At 45.3% G+C, this 14,681-nt stretch carries 15 protein-coding genes; 10 read left to right on the top strand and 5 right to left on the bottom strand.

Going from position 1 to position 14,681, the window contains the following annotated elements:
- The first annotated feature begins 26 nt into the window (after nucleotides 1-26).
- A complete protein-coding gene (locus OH460_RS22210; RefSeq protein ID WP_004740640.1) occupies nucleotides 27-518 on the top strand; it encodes a CvpA family protein in 492 nt (163 codons plus the stop codon).
- 34 nt (nucleotides 519-552) lie between these two features.
- Nucleotides 553-2,067 carry an amidophosphoribosyltransferase gene (gene purF, locus OH460_RS22205; protein WP_008220291.1) on the top strand — a complete coding sequence of 505 codons (1,515 nt, stop codon included), beginning with the start codon at nucleotides 553-555 and terminating at the stop codon, nucleotides 2,065-2,067.
- A 75-nt stretch (nucleotides 2,068-2,142) separates the two neighbouring features.
- Here the strand turns inward: purF and OH460_RS22200 are convergent, their stop codons facing one another.
- On the bottom strand, nucleotides 2,143-3,018 hold the full coding sequence (locus OH460_RS22200; protein WP_061033732.1) for a LysR family transcriptional regulator: 876 nt from the start codon (nucleotides 3,016-3,018) through the stop codon (nucleotides 2,143-2,145).
- Nucleotides 3,019-3,246: 228 nt separating this feature from the next.
- Between OH460_RS22200 and OH460_RS22195 the strand changes: the two genes are divergently transcribed.
- The 7 genes from OH460_RS22195 to recR all read left to right on the top strand — a co-directional run bounded on the left by OH460_RS22195 (nucleotide 3,247) and on the right by recR (nucleotide 9,164).
- A complete protein-coding gene (locus tag OH460_RS22195) occupies nucleotides 3,247-4,350 on the top strand; it encodes a response regulator (RefSeq protein WP_269999546.1) in 1,104 nt (367 codons plus the stop codon).
- Nucleotides 4,351-4,499: 149 nt separating this feature from the next.
- Nucleotides 4,500-4,637, top strand: a complete 138-nt coding sequence (locus OH460_RS22190) for a hypothetical protein (RefSeq protein WP_004740644.1) — start codon at nucleotides 4,500-4,502, stop codon at nucleotides 4,635-4,637.
- A 74-nt stretch (nucleotides 4,638-4,711) separates the two neighbouring features.
- Complete coding sequence (locus OH460_RS22185) at nucleotides 4,712-5,083, top strand: YbaN family protein (protein ID WP_032498517.1); 372 nt, start codon at nucleotides 4,712-4,714, stop codon at nucleotides 5,081-5,083.
- A 161-nt stretch (nucleotides 5,084-5,244) separates the two neighbouring features.
- The gene (gene apt / locus OH460_RS22180) at nucleotides 5,245-5,790 is read left to right on the top strand and encodes an adenine phosphoribosyltransferase (protein ID WP_004740646.1); all 546 of its coding nucleotides are present in this window, start codon (nucleotides 5,245-5,247) and stop codon (nucleotides 5,788-5,790) included.
- Between the two features lie 18 nt (nucleotides 5,791-5,808).
- Nucleotides 5,809-8,010 (top strand): DNA polymerase III subunit gamma/tau, encoded by a 2,202-nt coding sequence (gene dnaX / locus OH460_RS22175; protein WP_269999545.1) that lies wholly within the window; start codon nucleotides 5,809-5,811, stop codon nucleotides 8,008-8,010.
- Between the two features lie 152 nt (nucleotides 8,011-8,162).
- The gene (locus OH460_RS22170; RefSeq protein WP_004740648.1) at nucleotides 8,163-8,492 is read left to right on the top strand and encodes a YbaB/EbfC family nucleoid-associated protein; all 330 of its coding nucleotides are present in this window, start codon (nucleotides 8,163-8,165) and stop codon (nucleotides 8,490-8,492) included.
- A gap of 72 nt (nucleotides 8,493-8,564) precedes the next feature.
- Nucleotides 8,565-9,164, top strand: a complete 600-nt coding sequence (recR, locus tag OH460_RS22165; RefSeq protein ID WP_269999544.1) for a recombination mediator RecR — start codon at nucleotides 8,565-8,567, stop codon at nucleotides 9,162-9,164.
- An 80-nt stretch (nucleotides 9,165-9,244) separates the two neighbouring features.
- On the opposite strand, the gene aqpZ is transcribed toward recR, so the two are convergent.
- On the bottom strand, nucleotides 9,245-9,934 hold the full coding sequence (aqpZ, locus tag OH460_RS22160) for an aquaporin Z (protein WP_269999543.1): 690 nt from the start codon (nucleotides 9,932-9,934) through the stop codon (nucleotides 9,245-9,247).
- 93 nt (nucleotides 9,935-10,027) lie between these two features.
- On the bottom strand, nucleotides 10,028-10,276 hold the full coding sequence (locus tag OH460_RS22155) for a YkgJ family cysteine cluster protein (protein ID WP_105057441.1): 249 nt from the start codon (nucleotides 10,274-10,276) through the stop codon (nucleotides 10,028-10,030).
- A gap of 159 nt (nucleotides 10,277-10,435) precedes the next feature.
- Here OH460_RS22155 and OH460_RS22150 point away from each other — a divergent pair, with 159 nt between their 5' ends.
- Nucleotides 10,436-10,873, top strand: coding sequence for a YcgN family cysteine cluster protein (locus OH460_RS22150; protein WP_061033738.1), 438 nt, complete (start codon nucleotides 10,436-10,438; stop codon nucleotides 10,871-10,873).
- A gap of 134 nt (nucleotides 10,874-11,007) precedes the next feature.
- Here OH460_RS22150 and OH460_RS22145 read toward each other — a convergent pair whose 3' ends face one another.
- Together OH460_RS22145 and OH460_RS22140 are read right to left on the bottom strand one after the other, a co-directional pair.
- Nucleotides 11,008-12,585, bottom strand: coding sequence for an alkaline phosphatase (locus tag OH460_RS22145; RefSeq protein WP_269999542.1), 1,578 nt, complete (start codon nucleotides 12,583-12,585; stop codon nucleotides 11,008-11,010).
- Nucleotides 12,586-12,780: 195 nt separating this feature from the next.
- Complete coding sequence (locus OH460_RS22140; RefSeq protein ID WP_105057439.1) at nucleotides 12,781-14,667, bottom strand: BCCT family transporter; 1,887 nt, start codon at nucleotides 14,665-14,667, stop codon at nucleotides 12,781-12,783.
- Nucleotides 14,668-14,681: the final 14 nt, after the last annotated feature.

Genomic DNA, 14,681 nt, shown 5'->3' with positions numbered 1-14,681 from the left:
GCGCGCCAACTTAAGATGAAGAATTCATGAATTGGTTAGATTTTGTCATTTTAGGCGTGATCGGCTTCTCTGCCGTGATCAGTTTAGTTCGTGGTTTCGCTAAAGAAGCGTTGTCACTCGTTATTTGGTTTGGAGCATTTTTTATTGCTAGCCAGTACTACGCAAAATTAGCGGTGTACTTCACCAATATCGAAGATGAGATGTTTCGAAACGGAACTGCGATAGCAGCATTGTTTGTTGCAACGTTAGTTGTCGGTGCTTTAGTTAACTATGTTATCGGGCAGCTAGTTCAGAAAACAGGCCTGTCAGGTACAGACAGAATCCTCGGTGTCGTCTTTGGTGGCTTACGTGGTGTTTTGATTGTTTCTGCAGTGTTGTTTTTCATGGATGCGTTTACTGCATTCCCAAGTTCTGAGTGGTGGAAGAATTCGCAGTTGGTTCCGGAATTTAGTCGAATCATTGCGCCGTTCTTCGAGCATTTACAAGCAACATCTAGTTTCTTATCTGGCGCGCTATAGCGCCAGTTAATGTCGAAAAATCGAGGATTAGGACATGTGTGGTATTGTTGGAATCGTGGGTTCAACACCTGTAAACCAGTCTATTTATGACGCTTTAACGGTATTGCAGCATCGTGGCCAAGATGCCGCTGGTATTTGTACCATAGAAAGCAATCGTTTCCGTCTGCGTAAGGCGAACGGTTTAGTAAAAGATGTTTTTGAAGCAAAACACATGCAACGCCTCCAAGGTAACGTTGGTATTGGCCATGTTCGTTACCCGACTGCAGGTAGCTCAAGCGCGTCGGAAGCTCAGCCTTTCTACGTAAACTCGCCTTTTGGCATCACGTTGGCTCACAACGGCAACCTAACGAACGCGAACGAAGTTCGTGAAAAGTTGTTCGAAAAAGACCGTCGTCATGTGAATACAACTTCAGATTCAGAAGTGCTTTTGAACGTGTTGGCTCATGAGATCGATACGGTTAAAGGCAACGTGACTTCTGATGATGTTTTCCGCGCTGTATCAAACGTACACCGCACAATTCGTGGCGCTTACGCAGTAACAGCTATGATCATCGGCCACGGTATGATCGCATTCCGCGACCCACACGGTATTCGTCCACTGTGTCTAGGTAAGCGTGAAGTCGAAGGTAAAACAGAGTACATGGTAGCGTCTGAGTCGGTAGCACTGGATGCTGTTGGTTTTGATTTCATGCGCGATGTGGCACCTGGCGAAGCTATCTATGCAACATTCGATGGTGAGCTTTTCACTAAGCAATGCGCAGACAACCCACAACTAAACCCATGTATCTTTGAGTTTGTATACTTTGCACGCCCTGATTCATTTATCGATAAAATCTCTGTGTACAGCGCACGTGTTGAGATGGGTGAATTACTCGGTAAGCGTATTAAAGAAGAGTATTCAGACTTAGACATTGATGTGGTTATCCCAATTCCAGAAACCTCTAACGACATTGCACTGCGTATCGCTCAAGCTATCGACAAGCCATACCGTCAAGGTTTCGTGAAAAACCGTTACGTTGGTCGTACGTTTATCATGCCTGGACAGCAGCAGCGTAAGAAGTCAGTTCGCCGCAAACTCAACGCAATTCGCTCTGAGTTTAAGGATAAGAACGTTCTATTGGTTGATGACTCTATTGTACGCGGTACCACTTCAGAGCAAATCATTGAGATGGCTCGTGACTCTGGCGCAAACAAAGTGTTCATGGTGTCAGCGGCGCCTGAGGTTCGCTTCCCTAACGTTTACGGTATCGATATGCCAAGCGCGACAGAGCTAATTGCTCATGGTCGTGACAATGAAACGATCTGTAAGCAGATTGGCGCAGACGCTCTGATCTTCCAAACGCTACCAGACTTGATTTCTGCGGTAGGCATGGGCAACCAAGACATCGCGCGTTTCGATACTTCTGTGTTTAATGGCGAGTATGTAACGGGTGATATCGACCAAGCGTACCTAGATTTCCTAGACTCTCTACGTAATGACGATTCTAAGATTCAGCGTGAGATCCAACAAGATCTAGCGAACCTAGAGTTACACAACGAAGGCGCTTAGTTTTCGTTAGTGGCAAGAATATAAAAAACCAGAGTATCGGCTCTGGTTTTTTTGTTTTTGAAGTAGGGGATTAACCTAGTGAATGTGGTAAGCGATCACAAAGTCAATAAACAATCTAACTTTCTCAGGTAGATGGTCTTTGTGGTTATAAAGCATGTAGATGTCACGCGGGTTAGCGCTCCAGTCTTCCAGTACTTGTACTAGGCTACCATCTTCAATGTATTCGCGAATCATCACGTCTGGCATCAGTGTGATACCTAGACCTTCAGAACAAGCTTGTCTCACCACATTAAGTGCGTTTGCGTTGAAGCGGCCTTTTTCACTGTTAACCACTGTCTCATCATTCGAGTTACTTAGCTGCCACTTAATCAGTGGGTAGCCTTTCAGTAATGAATGGTTCGCTAGTTCTTCAGCATGGCTCGGTGCAGGGTTCTTCGCTAAGTAATCAGGGCTCGCGATAAGAATATCTTTTACTTCACTGATTTTTCGAGCGATGAGGCTTGAATCACGTTGCGGACCCACTCTGAAAATCACGTCCCACTCTGTAGGGTCGAGTTGATCGGCTTGGTTGTTCATCATCAACTCAATATTGATATCTGGGTATTGAGTCATGAAGTCGCTGAACATTGGCATCATCATGCGCTTAGTCAGGTTGGAAGGCGCAGTAATGCGGATCTTACCGGAAGCACCTTTACAAACATCCGTCAGTTCTTCGGCAGTCGAAGAGAGACGTTGCAGCAGTGGAGAGCATTCATTAAAGAAACGTTCGCCAGCCTCTGTTAAAGAGAGTTTACGCGCGTGTCTATTGAGAAGTCTCAGGTTTAGCGAGTCTTCTAGAGCTTGGATGCGTCGTGTGATGGTCGCAACCGGAATCATAGTCTTGCGCGATGTTGCGGTGTAGCTCCCATTTTCAACGACGAGTCGAAAGAGGTTTAAATCATCTAATTTCATAAATCCAGACACATTTGTTTACAATCTCATCTAATTTATACGTAACATTGAGATCAATGTTTGCGTCATGTCAACTTGTTGCACTATTTACAAGTATTCCAAGCCTTGTCACGAATTACCAGTAAAGAGTGAACATTTGTGTATTTAGCATTTTATTACTAAGTTTTATATTAGTTCTTAGAACAGATAACAATAATAATTCGACTTAGTTTTGTGAGGTTAGAAATTATGTACAAAACTCACAGTCAGCCAGTAATGACCTCGGCACAGGAAGTGATTAACCGGAAACGCGTAATGTTGGTTGATGATGATCCTATTTTTCGCCGTATAACCGGTGCTTACCTTGAGAAGGTTGGTTATAAAGTGGTTGAGGCTGAAAACGGACTGGACGCTTTGCAGAAGCTCAGAGATGCAGCGCCAGATTTAATTGTGTGTGACTTATCAATGCCGATCCTGGACGGCATCGAGCTTGTAGAAGAGCTCAGTTTAGAGTACCCATCGCTGCCTATGATTGTGGTGTCTGCGACAGATGACATGTCTGATGTAGCGAAAGCACTACGATTTGGTATTAAAGACTTTTTAGCTAAGCCATTAGAGGACCACGGTCATCTAAGCAGTGCGATTGCCAACACATTAACAGATTCGTTCGACAACCTTTCAGATCAACGAGATTTCTCAAGCCAGTGGTTTTGTGTGGATGATGGAGGAGAGATCCCGGAAGACCAAGAGTTACATTGGCACCTGAATTACTTGCAGGACAACCCAAGCGCAGCAAGAGATTTGTTGCACGCGTTGTTACCAGACAAAGACACAAGACAAGGCTCATGGCGTTGCAGCTACCGTTTGTTGCAATCAACGGAAATGATGCCGCTTGTATTTGATTATGCATGGACGATGAATGGGCAGTTTGCTTTCTACCTTGTCGATTCAGCGTCTTCTGAAAATGGTGGGTCTGCGACTACCTTGTTAGTGAGAGCTTTGTTCCACGATTACTTAAGAAACAGAAAAGATTTTAGTGCTGACCTCAAAGATATTGCTGAAATTTTGGAGAAAGGGATTCGCTGCTCGGCGTGTTCAACACCTGTCAACGCGCTGTTTGGAGTTGCTAACCTCGCTGAGGGCACCATCTCAATTTTGCCTGCGGGTTTGGATGGGCGTTGGTCGAATGGTGAAATGAATCAACATATTGCAGCAGGTGAACGCTTAGGCGATAACTGTAAAAAGAACTTTATCACCAGAGACTTACCAATAGAGCAGGGCTGTCAGTTGTCGTTGAGCCTGCTTGGAGCGGCAAGTTTCAGTTTGGATATCCATCAAGGGACAACCGATTAACCCTATATTTCCTCGGTTTTTGTGAATAATTGATTAAGGTATAGTTGCGCAAATGGTGTGGCTATGCCTTTTTTGTTAAATGTCTATTTAGCAAAGCGGGTTTGGTTCGCCACTGGACTTACCTTTACTAATAAAAACAAGAAGCAATCATGGCAGATAATCAAGACTTTAAAGACCCGTTTAATGTATTCTACTTTTTAGGCTTTCTAGCCGCATTTTTAATGATTCCATTACTACCAGCAACACTAACGTTGATCCGTGTATTTAATGGCTACGCAACATTTTAGTTAAGCTGTCGTCGCCAAATGGTGATAGCTAACTCAAGGAGGCCACAATTAGCGTTCGAGTTTTAAGCCTGAATATTGCTGGTGGCCTTTGTATCTTTCTTGCAGTTCTAGGGATTGTATTACCCGTTCTGCCAACCACTCCATTTCTTCTTCTTGCTAGCGCATGTTTCATGCGAAGCAATCCAAAAGTTCACAAATGGATGCATGAGCATAAAACGCTCGGTCCTCTGTTAGAAAACTGGTACCAACACGGCGCTGTCACCAAGCAAGTTAAAACGCGTGGCGTATTCTTTATCTTGTTGAGTTTTGCGTTATCTATCTACTTTGCTCCACTCATTTGGGTCAAGGCTTTCCTAATTTGTGTACTTGTTATTCTTCTCACATGGTTTATGCGACTTCCAACCCATGAGTTGGTTGCTGACAGCAAAGAAAATCACTACCATTAAGCCAGTGTGCCTGCTTGTATAGCGGGCGTTTATTATTTCAGCAATTAGAGTTATGACTCTCGTTGCAATGAATACCAATCGTACCTTTCCTTAATTTCAAGCGTTGATGTTTGATTCGTTAACCAGAGTTTGGAAAGCGGCCTAATGAAGTGCATAAGATTATGAACACAGAAAAAATCTCTCTGATCAAAGCAAGCATCAAAAGCATTCCTGATTACCCTAAAGCGGGTATTTTGTTCCGTGACGTAACAAGCTTGATGGAAGACCCAGCAGCTTACAAAGCGACTATCGAGTTGTTAGCGGAAACATACAAGGACATGGGCTTTACTAAGATCGTTGGTACTGAAGCTCGTGGTTTCCTATTCGGTGCGCCTTTAGCATTAGAGCTAGGTGTTGGCTTCATTCCTGTGCGTAAGCCGGGCAAACTGCCTCGTGAAACTGTGGCACAATCTTATGAGCTTGAATACGGCACAGACACGTTAGAAATTCATACTGATGCTATCGTTGAAGGCGATAAAGTGTTGATGGTTGATGACCTACTAGCAACTGGCGGTACGATTGAAGCGACAACAAAGTTGATTCGTCAGCTTGGTGGTGTGGTAGAGCACGCTGCATTTGTAATTAATCTTCCAGAAATCGGTGGTGACAAGCGCTTAGAAGGCTTAGGTCTAGAAGTGTTTAGCATCTGCGAATTCGACGGCCACTAATCCTTTTCGGAATTATTCATGAGCTATCTTGCGTTAGCGCGAAAATGGCGACCAACCAAATTCAAAGAAGTGGTTGGTCAAGCCCATGTTTTAACAGCATTAGAGAATGCCCTTAGCCAAAATAGGTTGCACCATGCGTACCTATTTAGCGGAACTCGCGGTGTCGGTAAAACGACCATCGGCCGCTTGTTTGCTAAGGGACTTAACTGTGAAACCGGCATTACTTCAACCCCTTGTGGTGAATGTGCAACTTGTAAAGAGATCGATGAAGGTCGCTTTGTTGATCTACTAGAGATCGATGCGGCATCACGTACCAAGGTAGAAGATACCCGCGATCTTCTGGACAATGTTCAGTACAAACCTGCGCGTGGTCGCTTTAAGGTTTACCTTATCGATGAAGTACACATGCTTTCTAGGCACAGTTTCAACGCGCTTCTAAAGACGTTAGAAGAGCCGCCTGAGTATGTGAAATTCTTGCTTGCAACGACCGATCCACAAAAGCTGCCAGTGACTATTTTGTCACGCTGTTTGCAGTTCCATCTTAAGCCGATCAGCGTTGATAATATTCACGAGCAACTCGACCATATTCTTGAACAAGAGAAGGTAACCTCTGAGTCTCGTGCGCTTGGAATGATTGCTCATGCTGCCGACGGCAGTATGCGTGATGCCTTGAGCTTGACAGATCAAGCTATCGCATTAGGCAACGGCAATGTCGTGACTGATACGGTTGCTCACATGCTTGGCACATTGGATACCGATCAAGCGATCCATCTACTTGAGGCTATTAGCAGTAAGCAGCCACAAGAAGCGATGGCTTGTATCCAAAACTTGGCTGAGAATGGCGTAGAGTGGGATGGTTTGCTGAATCAACTTGCTGCGCAACTTCATCGTCTCGCCATGTATCAAGCGTTGCCGTCTACCTTAGACAAAGCGCAGCCTGACGCAGAGAAGCTTGAACTGCTGAGTAAAGCGTTAAGCCCTCAAGATATTCAGCTTTATTACCAGATAGTGCTAAAAGGTCGTGAAGACTTACCGTTATCGCCAACCGCACGCGTTGGTATTGAGATGGTGGTTTTACGCATGTTGGCATTTAGGCCTGCAGAGCAAAGCGTAGCAACGGCTATCTCTACTCAGTCGACAAGCCCTGTTGCTGCGCCGGTTCAGAGTCAAGCTCAGCCGGTTAGTCAACCAGCGCCAACGGCCGCTCCGAGACAGCCGCAGATGCAGCAGGCTCCTCAAGCTATGCAGCAGCAACCTGCACAACAAGCTCCGCAGCAAAGTCCGGCTCAGTATCCGAATTCACAAGGCTACCCTGAGCATTCTGGTCATCAAGGTTATTCAGAGCAGGATTACCCGCAAAGCCAGTATGATGCGCCGCCAGCTTATGACGAACGTCCTAGCTACGGTTCAGAGCAGCCAATGAGTCCTATGCCTCAACAAGCACAGCCTCAGCCACAAAACGTTGCACCGTCTGCGCCTGAAGGACAGCCTGCTCGTCCGGCATCACCTGTCAGTGGTTTACGCCATCAATTACGCTCTCAGCGTAGAGGTAACGCAGCACAGGACAGCAAAGGTTCAGCGCCAAAAAAGGCCAAAGCGGCACCAGCTAAAACTTCAGTTCTTGACCGAGTTGCTCAGCAACACGGTAGTTCTGAGCGGGTGTCGCCAGCTTCTTTACCAACCTCTCCGACAGAAAATGTTACCAATGATAATGAACCTTATCGCTGGAAACCGTCTAAACCTGTTGTAAAAGAGGCGAGCAAAGAGCTTACACCTACTCAGATCAAGCGAGCGTTAGAGCACGTCAAAACACCGGAAATGGTAGAAAAGCTGCTTAATGAGTCGATTGCTCAAGATGAATGGTCTGCCACGATTCAAAAGCTAGAGACAGCTAAGCTCGTTGAACAGTTAGCGTTGAACTCTGTATTTACTAAGAATGATACATCGATAACGTTAACCTTGAGATCGAGCCAGGCTCACTTGAATACGGATCGAGCGCAGAGTGAACTGTTACAGTCTCTGAATATGGTACTCGGAGAAGAGTGTCACTTGAGCGTCGAAATCGGCGATGGTGGTGAAACACCACTAGAATTACGAGAAAGGCTGTACCAAGGTAAGTTGAAAGACGCGTTTACCAGTTTGGAAAACGATGCCAACGTACAGTTTATCGAAAGACGCTTCGCCGCAGAGCTCGACAGAGATAGTGTTCGTCCTATCTAACGTTAATTTTGATTTAGTGATGGGCGTATCATCTTAGATACGCCGATCGAAGAACTGAACACCGAGGGGTTGAATCACACTGCTTTAACCCCCATTTAAGCGCTTATAGCTTAATAAATTTTAATAAACCAATTAGACCAGAGAGTATTAACATGTTTGGTAAAGGCGGTATGGGCAACATGATGAAGCAAGCCCAGCAAATGCAAGAGCGCATGCAAAAGCTTCAAGAAGAAATCGCAAATATGGAAGTAACAGGTGAATCTGGTGCTGGCCTTGTAAAAGTAACAATCACTGGTAGCCACAGCGTTCGCCGTGTTGATATCGATGAAAGCCTAATGGAAGACGATAAAGAGATGCTTGAAGATCTTATCGCTGCTGCTTTCAACGATGCGGCTCGTCGTGTTGAAGAAACTCAAAAAGAAAAAATGGCTAGCATCACTGGCGGAATGCAACTTCCACCAGGCATGAAGATGCCTTTCTAAGCGACTTATTTCTAAGGGTTCGTTCTTGTCTTACTTGAGCGGACCGTTATTTGAAAATTAGAACGGTTAAATATGCGTACCAGTCATATGCTGGAGCATTTGATGGAGGCCTTACGTTGTCTACCTGGGGTTGGCCCCAAGTCGGCGCAGCGTATGGCCTTTCATTTGTTACAGCGCGATAGAAAAGGCGGCCTTCAGTTGGCTGATGCTCTTAGCCAAGCAATGACTGAAATCGGTCACTGCAATGAGTGCCGTACTTTTACTGAAGAAGATACCTGCCACATTTGTACCAATCCTAAACGTCAGGAAAATGGTCAAATCTGTGTAGTAGAAAGCCCAGCTGATATTGCAGCTATCGAAGCAACTGGCCAATACTCTGGTTGTTACTTTGTGCTTATGGGGCACCTTTCACCACTTGATGGTATTGGTCCAAGTGACATCGGCCTCGATGTTTTGGACTACCGCCTACGCCGTGGTGATATCTCTGAAGTTATCCTAGCGACTAACCCGACTGTTGAAGGGGAAGCGACAGCACATTACATTGCCGAGCTTTGTAATGCCCATGAAGTGAACGCTAGCCGAATCGCTCATGGTGTTCCCGTTGGTGGTGAGCTAGAGCTGGTGGATGGCACCACGCTTTCGCACTCCTTACTCGGTCGTCATAAGATCTAAAAAAGCCGCTTGGTGAATCATCACTAAGCGGCTTTTTCTTTTATCACTTAAAGCTTCTTTTATCCGAGTCTTCTCAGAGCTTAATCCGATCCTCGAACGGCTTTGTATATCACTGCACCGATCACCGCACCAATAATTGGAGCAACCCAGAATAGCCATAGTTGAGAAATGGCCCAGTCACCAACAAATACCGCTACACCCGTACTTCGAGCTGGGTTCACAGAGGTATTGGTTACAGGAATACTGATAAGGTGAATTAGGGTTAAACAGAGACCAATCGCGATGGGTGCAAATCCCGCGGGTGCTTTAGAGTCGGTCGCGCCCATGATCACGAATAGAAACACCATGGTCATCACAACCTCACAAACCAATGCTGCGGTTAGTGAGTAACCACCGGGAGAGTGCTCTCCAAAGCCATTTGACGCGAAGCCAGACGAAACAGCATCAAAGCCAGCTTGACCGGAGGCAATCACAAACAATACGCCGCCGGCAATAATACCGCCGAGTACTTGAGCAATGATGTAAGGGACAACATCTTTGGCATCAAAACGGCCACCAGTCCAAAGGCCAATAGTGACAGCTGGGTTGAGGTGGCAACCGGATATATGCCCAATAGCGAAAGCCATGGTGAGTACGGTTAAACCAAAGGCAAGAGAGACCCCAAGCAGGCCAATACCTACATCGGGAAAAGCGGCGGCTAAGACGGCACTACCACAACCACCTAACACCAACCAAAACGTACCAAACATTTCTGCGATATACCTATTCATAACGATCCTTATTAATCTGTACCAGTATCAACAAGATAGTTTAGATTTATCAAAGTTGTGAAATCTTGGGCATATATAAAAAGAAAAATTTTGCTAGGTTATTGCTTCGAGCTCAATAAGGTTATCGAGTGCTTCTTGATCGGTTTTACCACAAACGACAGGGCAAGCCTTAAACTGGTGACACACTTTAGGACGTGAGTCTTGACCAAACAGCTTACAGAGATTCTGTTCGTTTAACTGAATGCAGCGCACACCCGCAGGTTTGCCATTTGGCATTCCAGGAATAGCAGATGTAATACTTGGAGCGATACAGCATGCTCCACAACCTAGGCGACATTCCATCAAATTAAACTCACTAAATAACAGGGTGCGCGATAGTAGCAAAAAACAATCGCAGTGACAGCTATTGATTGGATCAAAGAATGAACAATTATTATCCTTGAACTTTTTATGGGCTAGCGGTATAACACGCACCCCAGTAAAAGAGTAAGAAGTAATCCTATGACTAATCCATTTTGGCAAGAAAAAACACTAGAGCAGATGTCCGAGCAAGAGTGGGAATCTCTGTGCGATGGTTGTGGTAAGTGTTGCCTACATAAGCTTATGGATGAAGATAGCGATGAAGTTTACTACACCAATGTCGCGTGTAGCTGGCTGAATGACAAAACGTGTTCTTGTAAGGACTACCCAAACCGTTTCACTTCAGGTGAAGAGTGTTTGAAGCTAACTCGTGACAAGATCGACGAGTTTCATTGGCTGCCAGATACGTGTGCTTATCGTCTTCTATCCGAATCTAAGCCGCTTCCAGAGTGGCACCCATTAATTACAGGCTCTAAGTCTGAGATGCATGCTGCGGGTGAAAGCGTTCGCAACAAAGTCGTGTACGAAATTGATGTTGTGGATTGGGAAGACCACATCTTGAACCACCCAAATCGTTAATGATTAAAAAAACAGTCGCTCACAGCGGCTGTTTTGCTATTTGGCGTTACCCAAATTTGAAGCTTAAATTCTTAAACGCTTACAACAAAAAACGCCCCGCAGGGCGTTAAGTGAAGCTAACAAAAAAGATCAGGCTAATTTACTTGCTGTTTGATGTACTCACCAAGCTCTGAGTGATGCATGATTTTTGATACTGGTAATATCTTTTCGGCAGGCCCCCAAGCAAACACATTCACAGGTGTATGGGTGTGTGTGCCTGTACCCCAAACAATGTTTTGACCTGTAGCTTGTTCTCGAGCAAGTAGGTTGCCACGGTCGTTATATGGGAAAAATGCATCGAAATCGTTGATGGCAGGAACATCCTCCTCAGAAAGGTATTTGTGTTGCGCCAATCGATATGGGTTTGGCTTACTTGCGAGTACCTTTTTCGCTTGTTCTGCGGTGATTGGAAATTCACTATTTTTGTTCACGATCTCAGCGAATTTCTCAGGCGTTTGTGCAGCTTTGTCGAGTTTTTGATACTCACTGATCATGCCGTAGTAGCTTTGTTTCTGATTGTATAAACCATCAAGAATATCGAATGCACCGAAGTTAAAGTTTGGCGCATAATCACGATCGGTAAAGGCTTCACCTGGGCGCTTTTGTGGCTTTGGTAGCTCACTTGATGAATAGCTAAAGCCGAAAGATCCGGTTTCATGGTCTGCAGTCACGATTACGATAGTGTCTTCACGATCTTTTGCCCATTCGTATACCGTTTGAATGGCCTCATCAAACTTAAGTAGCTCGTGCAGCATAGTACCTGCATCATTACTGTGCCCAGCCCAATCTATCTGACCGCCTTCAACCATTAGGAAAAAGCCATCTTCATCTTTTGATAAGACGTTAAGCGCTTTTTGCGTCATCTCTTTTAAGCTCGGTTGTGTGCGTTCACCACTCAACTTTTTATTGCTATATGCGATGCCATCGTCCATGCCAGAGTACGCGAATAGACCAAGTAATTTGTCGCCGTTAGCGTTGTCGAGCATATTGCGGTTAAACGCTAACTGATAGCCATCTTTCTGGGCTTCAGCAAGAAGATTTCGGTCATCTTTACGTTTTGACTTGAGGTAAACGTCACCTTGGGTCAGTTGCTCAAGTTGTTTGTAGGTTTCGCCTTTGTTATTTGTTGACTTCGGGATCCAGTGACGCAGCCCGCCAGAAAGCATCACATCGACACCTGTTTCCAGCATATCGCTAGCAATATGGTTTTCTAGCGAGCGGTGTGGCTGATGCGCGGCGAATGCTGCAGGTGTAGCATGAGTTAAGCGCGTATCGGAAACCAGCCCGGTTGCTTTACCCGCTTTTTTTGCTTTCTCCAGCACGGTTTCTACGTGATTGCCTTGGGAATCAATACCAATAACTTCTGAACCTGTGTAGATACCTGTAGCAAGCATGGTTGCGGAACAAGCAGAGTCGACCACAATCGCATCTTCTGGGTGGGTAAGAGATGAACCAATCACGCCTTCTTGAGCAAGCTGATAAAGTGCGGTCTTTTGACCTTTATAGATTGAGTTAGGTGCTTGGTTTGCATAAGTCTCCAATAAGCCAACTTGTTGAGGTCCCATACCATCGCCAATCATTAGAATGACATTTTTGATTTCTGCTGAAAGTACATTGAATGAGAGTGTTGACGTTGCCACTGCGGCGATAACAGGTTTTATAAGGTGCTTCATTGTTTGTCCTTTTTTATATAAGCGGGGTGATTAAAACACCCAAATGTGTCAATTCTGTTTCATATTTATTTCATAAATATAAATTTGATTAATAGCTCAAACTATTTGGAACAGAAATAAAAAAAGGCTCACATCACTGTGAGCCTTTGGCTTATTTAGGAGGGCCCAAACTCGTGGGCAGCGTCATGGCTAAAGTCAAGCAAGCGGTAGTTCTGCAACCACTTGGTTGAACGCGATTCGAGCATTCTGAGCCTGCTCAGATAACTCGACCTTTTTCGCTTGTGCGGCACTAAGATTACTCTCGGCCTGCTCAAGTGCTTGCTGAAGGTTCTCTGGTAACTCGTGAGTTTCCATTTGTGAACCTTGTTCTAGCACATAAGCGCGAATTTCTTTTTTCACTGCTGCTAGTTCTGTATAAGCAACACGCTCAAGCTCTGCAGCTTCTTGCGCAGCGTCTCTCTCTTTCTCAAACTGAGCCAGTGCCATACCTTCTGCAGACCATGGGTCCATGTCTGGCAGCTCTTCGATATTGATGGTTGGCTCGATGTACGCATCTTGGTGACGTAAATCGAGGCTAGTTGCGCGCACTGCTGAAATCATCAACATCACAGAGATAGCCAGTAGTGGTAGGCCACCAACAATCGCTGCGGTTTGCAACGTACTCAAGCCACCCAGGAACATCAGAATCGTTGGTAAGAACGACAATGTGAATGCCCAGAACATACGGTTCCAACGCATTGGTTCTTCTGTCACGTTGTTCTGAACAACAGAAGCAAGGATGTATGAAATCGAGTCAAAGGTAGTCGCAGTAAAAATGATACACAGTAGTGTAAATACCGCGATAACGATTGTGCTCATCGGTAACTGTGCCAGCATCGAGAAGATAGCCTTAGTTGCGCCTTCATTGTTTAGTACAGCTACAACATCTAGCTCGCCAGACAGTTGTAGAGACAGACCGTAGTTGCCCAAGATCATGAAGAATAGGAAACAACCTAGCGAACCAAAGAAGATAGAACCTGACACCATTTGTTTGATGGTTCGACCGCGAGAGATACGCGCTACAAATAGACCCATACTTGGTGCAAATACTAGCCACCACGCCCAGTAAAAAATCGTCCAGTCTTGTGGGAAGTGCGTGTTTTCGAATGTGCCGTAGCCACCAAATGGTTCAGCCCATGTCGCCATCACGAAGAAGTTAGACAATAGACGACCAATCGAGTCTAAGCCGGTTTCTAGCATGAAGATTGTTGGACCAGCAATCAGTACGAAAGCCAATAGACCCATTGCACCCCAGAAGTTGATGTTACTCAGGATCTTAATGCCTTTTTCCAAACCTGCGTAAGACGAGTAAGCAAAAATAGCAGTACAGACCAAAAGAACCGTCACTTGTGTCAGGTTGTTTTTCGGTAGGCCAAACAGGTGATTCAAGCCTTCGGTGATTAGAGGTGCTGCTAAACCTAAGGTTGTTGCTGCGCCACCTAATAGGCCGAAAATGAATAGGATATCAACGATCTTTCCTGGTACGCCTTTACTACGGTGCTCACCAAGAACAGGCATTAGTGCACTTGAGATCTTTAGAACAGGTTGTTTACGCACGTAGAAGAAGTAAGCGATAGGTATTGCCGGGATTAGGTAGATAGACCATGCGATTGGTCCCCAGTGGAATAGGCCGTAGGTCGCTGCCCAGCGTACTGCTTCTTCACTGCCAGGTTCTAGTTGGAAAGGCGGTGATTGGTAGTAGTAAGCCCACTCAATACAGCCCCAGTACAAAATACTTGCACCGATACCACCACAAAATAGCATGGCAGCCCATGAAGCAGTTTTAAACTCAGGCTCTTCATCAGCTTCGCCTAGTTTAATTTGTCCCATATCACTGAACACAACGTACACCATAAATGCACAGGCAGCCAGACCTAGAGCAAGATACAGGAATCCGAGTTGATCAGTCATGAATGTTTTCGCAACCGCAATCCAGTCTGCGCCCTGTGCAGGGAACAAAATGAGCGGGAAAACTATCGTGAGGAGGAGTGCAATCGCACCAAAGAAGGTTGGCTTATCAATAAGCTCAAAAGTGTTTTTCACGAGTATTATTCCAT

Origin of the sequence: Vibrio sp. Makdt, from assembly GCF_027587015.1 — a bacterium.
Taxonomy (GTDB): Bacteria; Pseudomonadota; Gammaproteobacteria; order Enterobacterales; family Vibrionaceae; genus Vibrio; species Vibrio chagasii_B.
The sequence above is the reverse complement of the archived record's forward strand: the minus strand, read 5'-3'. Positions and strand labels throughout refer to the sequence as shown.

Coding starts and splice junctions, on each gene's coding strand:
- OH460_RS22150 (WP_061033738.1), top strand. CDS start 10,436: ATGACTAATCCATTTTGGCAAGAAAAAACACTAGAGCAGATGTCCGAG.
- OH460_RS22170 (WP_004740648.1), top strand. CDS start 8,163: ATGTTTGGTAAAGGCGGTATGGGCAACATGATGAAGCAAGCCCAGCAA.
- OH460_RS22195 (WP_269999546.1), top strand. CDS start 3,247: ATGTACAAAACTCACAGTCAGCCAGTAATGACCTCGGCACAGGAAGTG.
- apt (WP_004740646.1), top strand. CDS start 5,245: ATGAACACAGAAAAAATCTCTCTGATCAAAGCAAGCATCAAAAGCATT.
- OH460_RS22210 (WP_004740640.1), top strand. CDS start 27: ATGAATTGGTTAGATTTTGTCATTTTAGGCGTGATCGGCTTCTCTGCC.
- OH460_RS22190 (WP_004740644.1), top strand. CDS start 4,500: ATGGCAGATAATCAAGACTTTAAAGACCCGTTTAATGTATTCTACTTT.
- recR (WP_269999544.1), top strand. CDS start 8,565: ATGCGTACCAGTCATATGCTGGAGCATTTGATGGAGGCCTTACGTTGT.
- OH460_RS22145 (WP_269999542.1), bottom strand. CDS start 12,585: ATGAAGCACCTTATAAAACCTGTTATCGCCGCAGTGGCAACGTCAACA.
- OH460_RS22200 (WP_061033732.1), bottom strand. CDS start 3,018: ATGAAATTAGATGATTTAAACCTCTTTCGACTCGTCGTTGAAAATGGG.
- OH460_RS22155 (WP_105057441.1), bottom strand. CDS start 10,276: ATGGAATGTCGCCTAGGTTGTGGAGCATGCTGTATCGCTCCAAGTATT.
- aqpZ (WP_269999543.1), bottom strand. CDS start 9,934: ATGAATAGGTATATCGCAGAAATGTTTGGTACGTTTTGGTTGGTGTTA.
- purF (WP_008220291.1), top strand. CDS start 553: ATGTGTGGTATTGTTGGAATCGTGGGTTCAACACCTGTAAACCAGTCT.
- dnaX (WP_269999545.1), top strand. CDS start 5,809: ATGAGCTATCTTGCGTTAGCGCGAAAATGGCGACCAACCAAATTCAAA.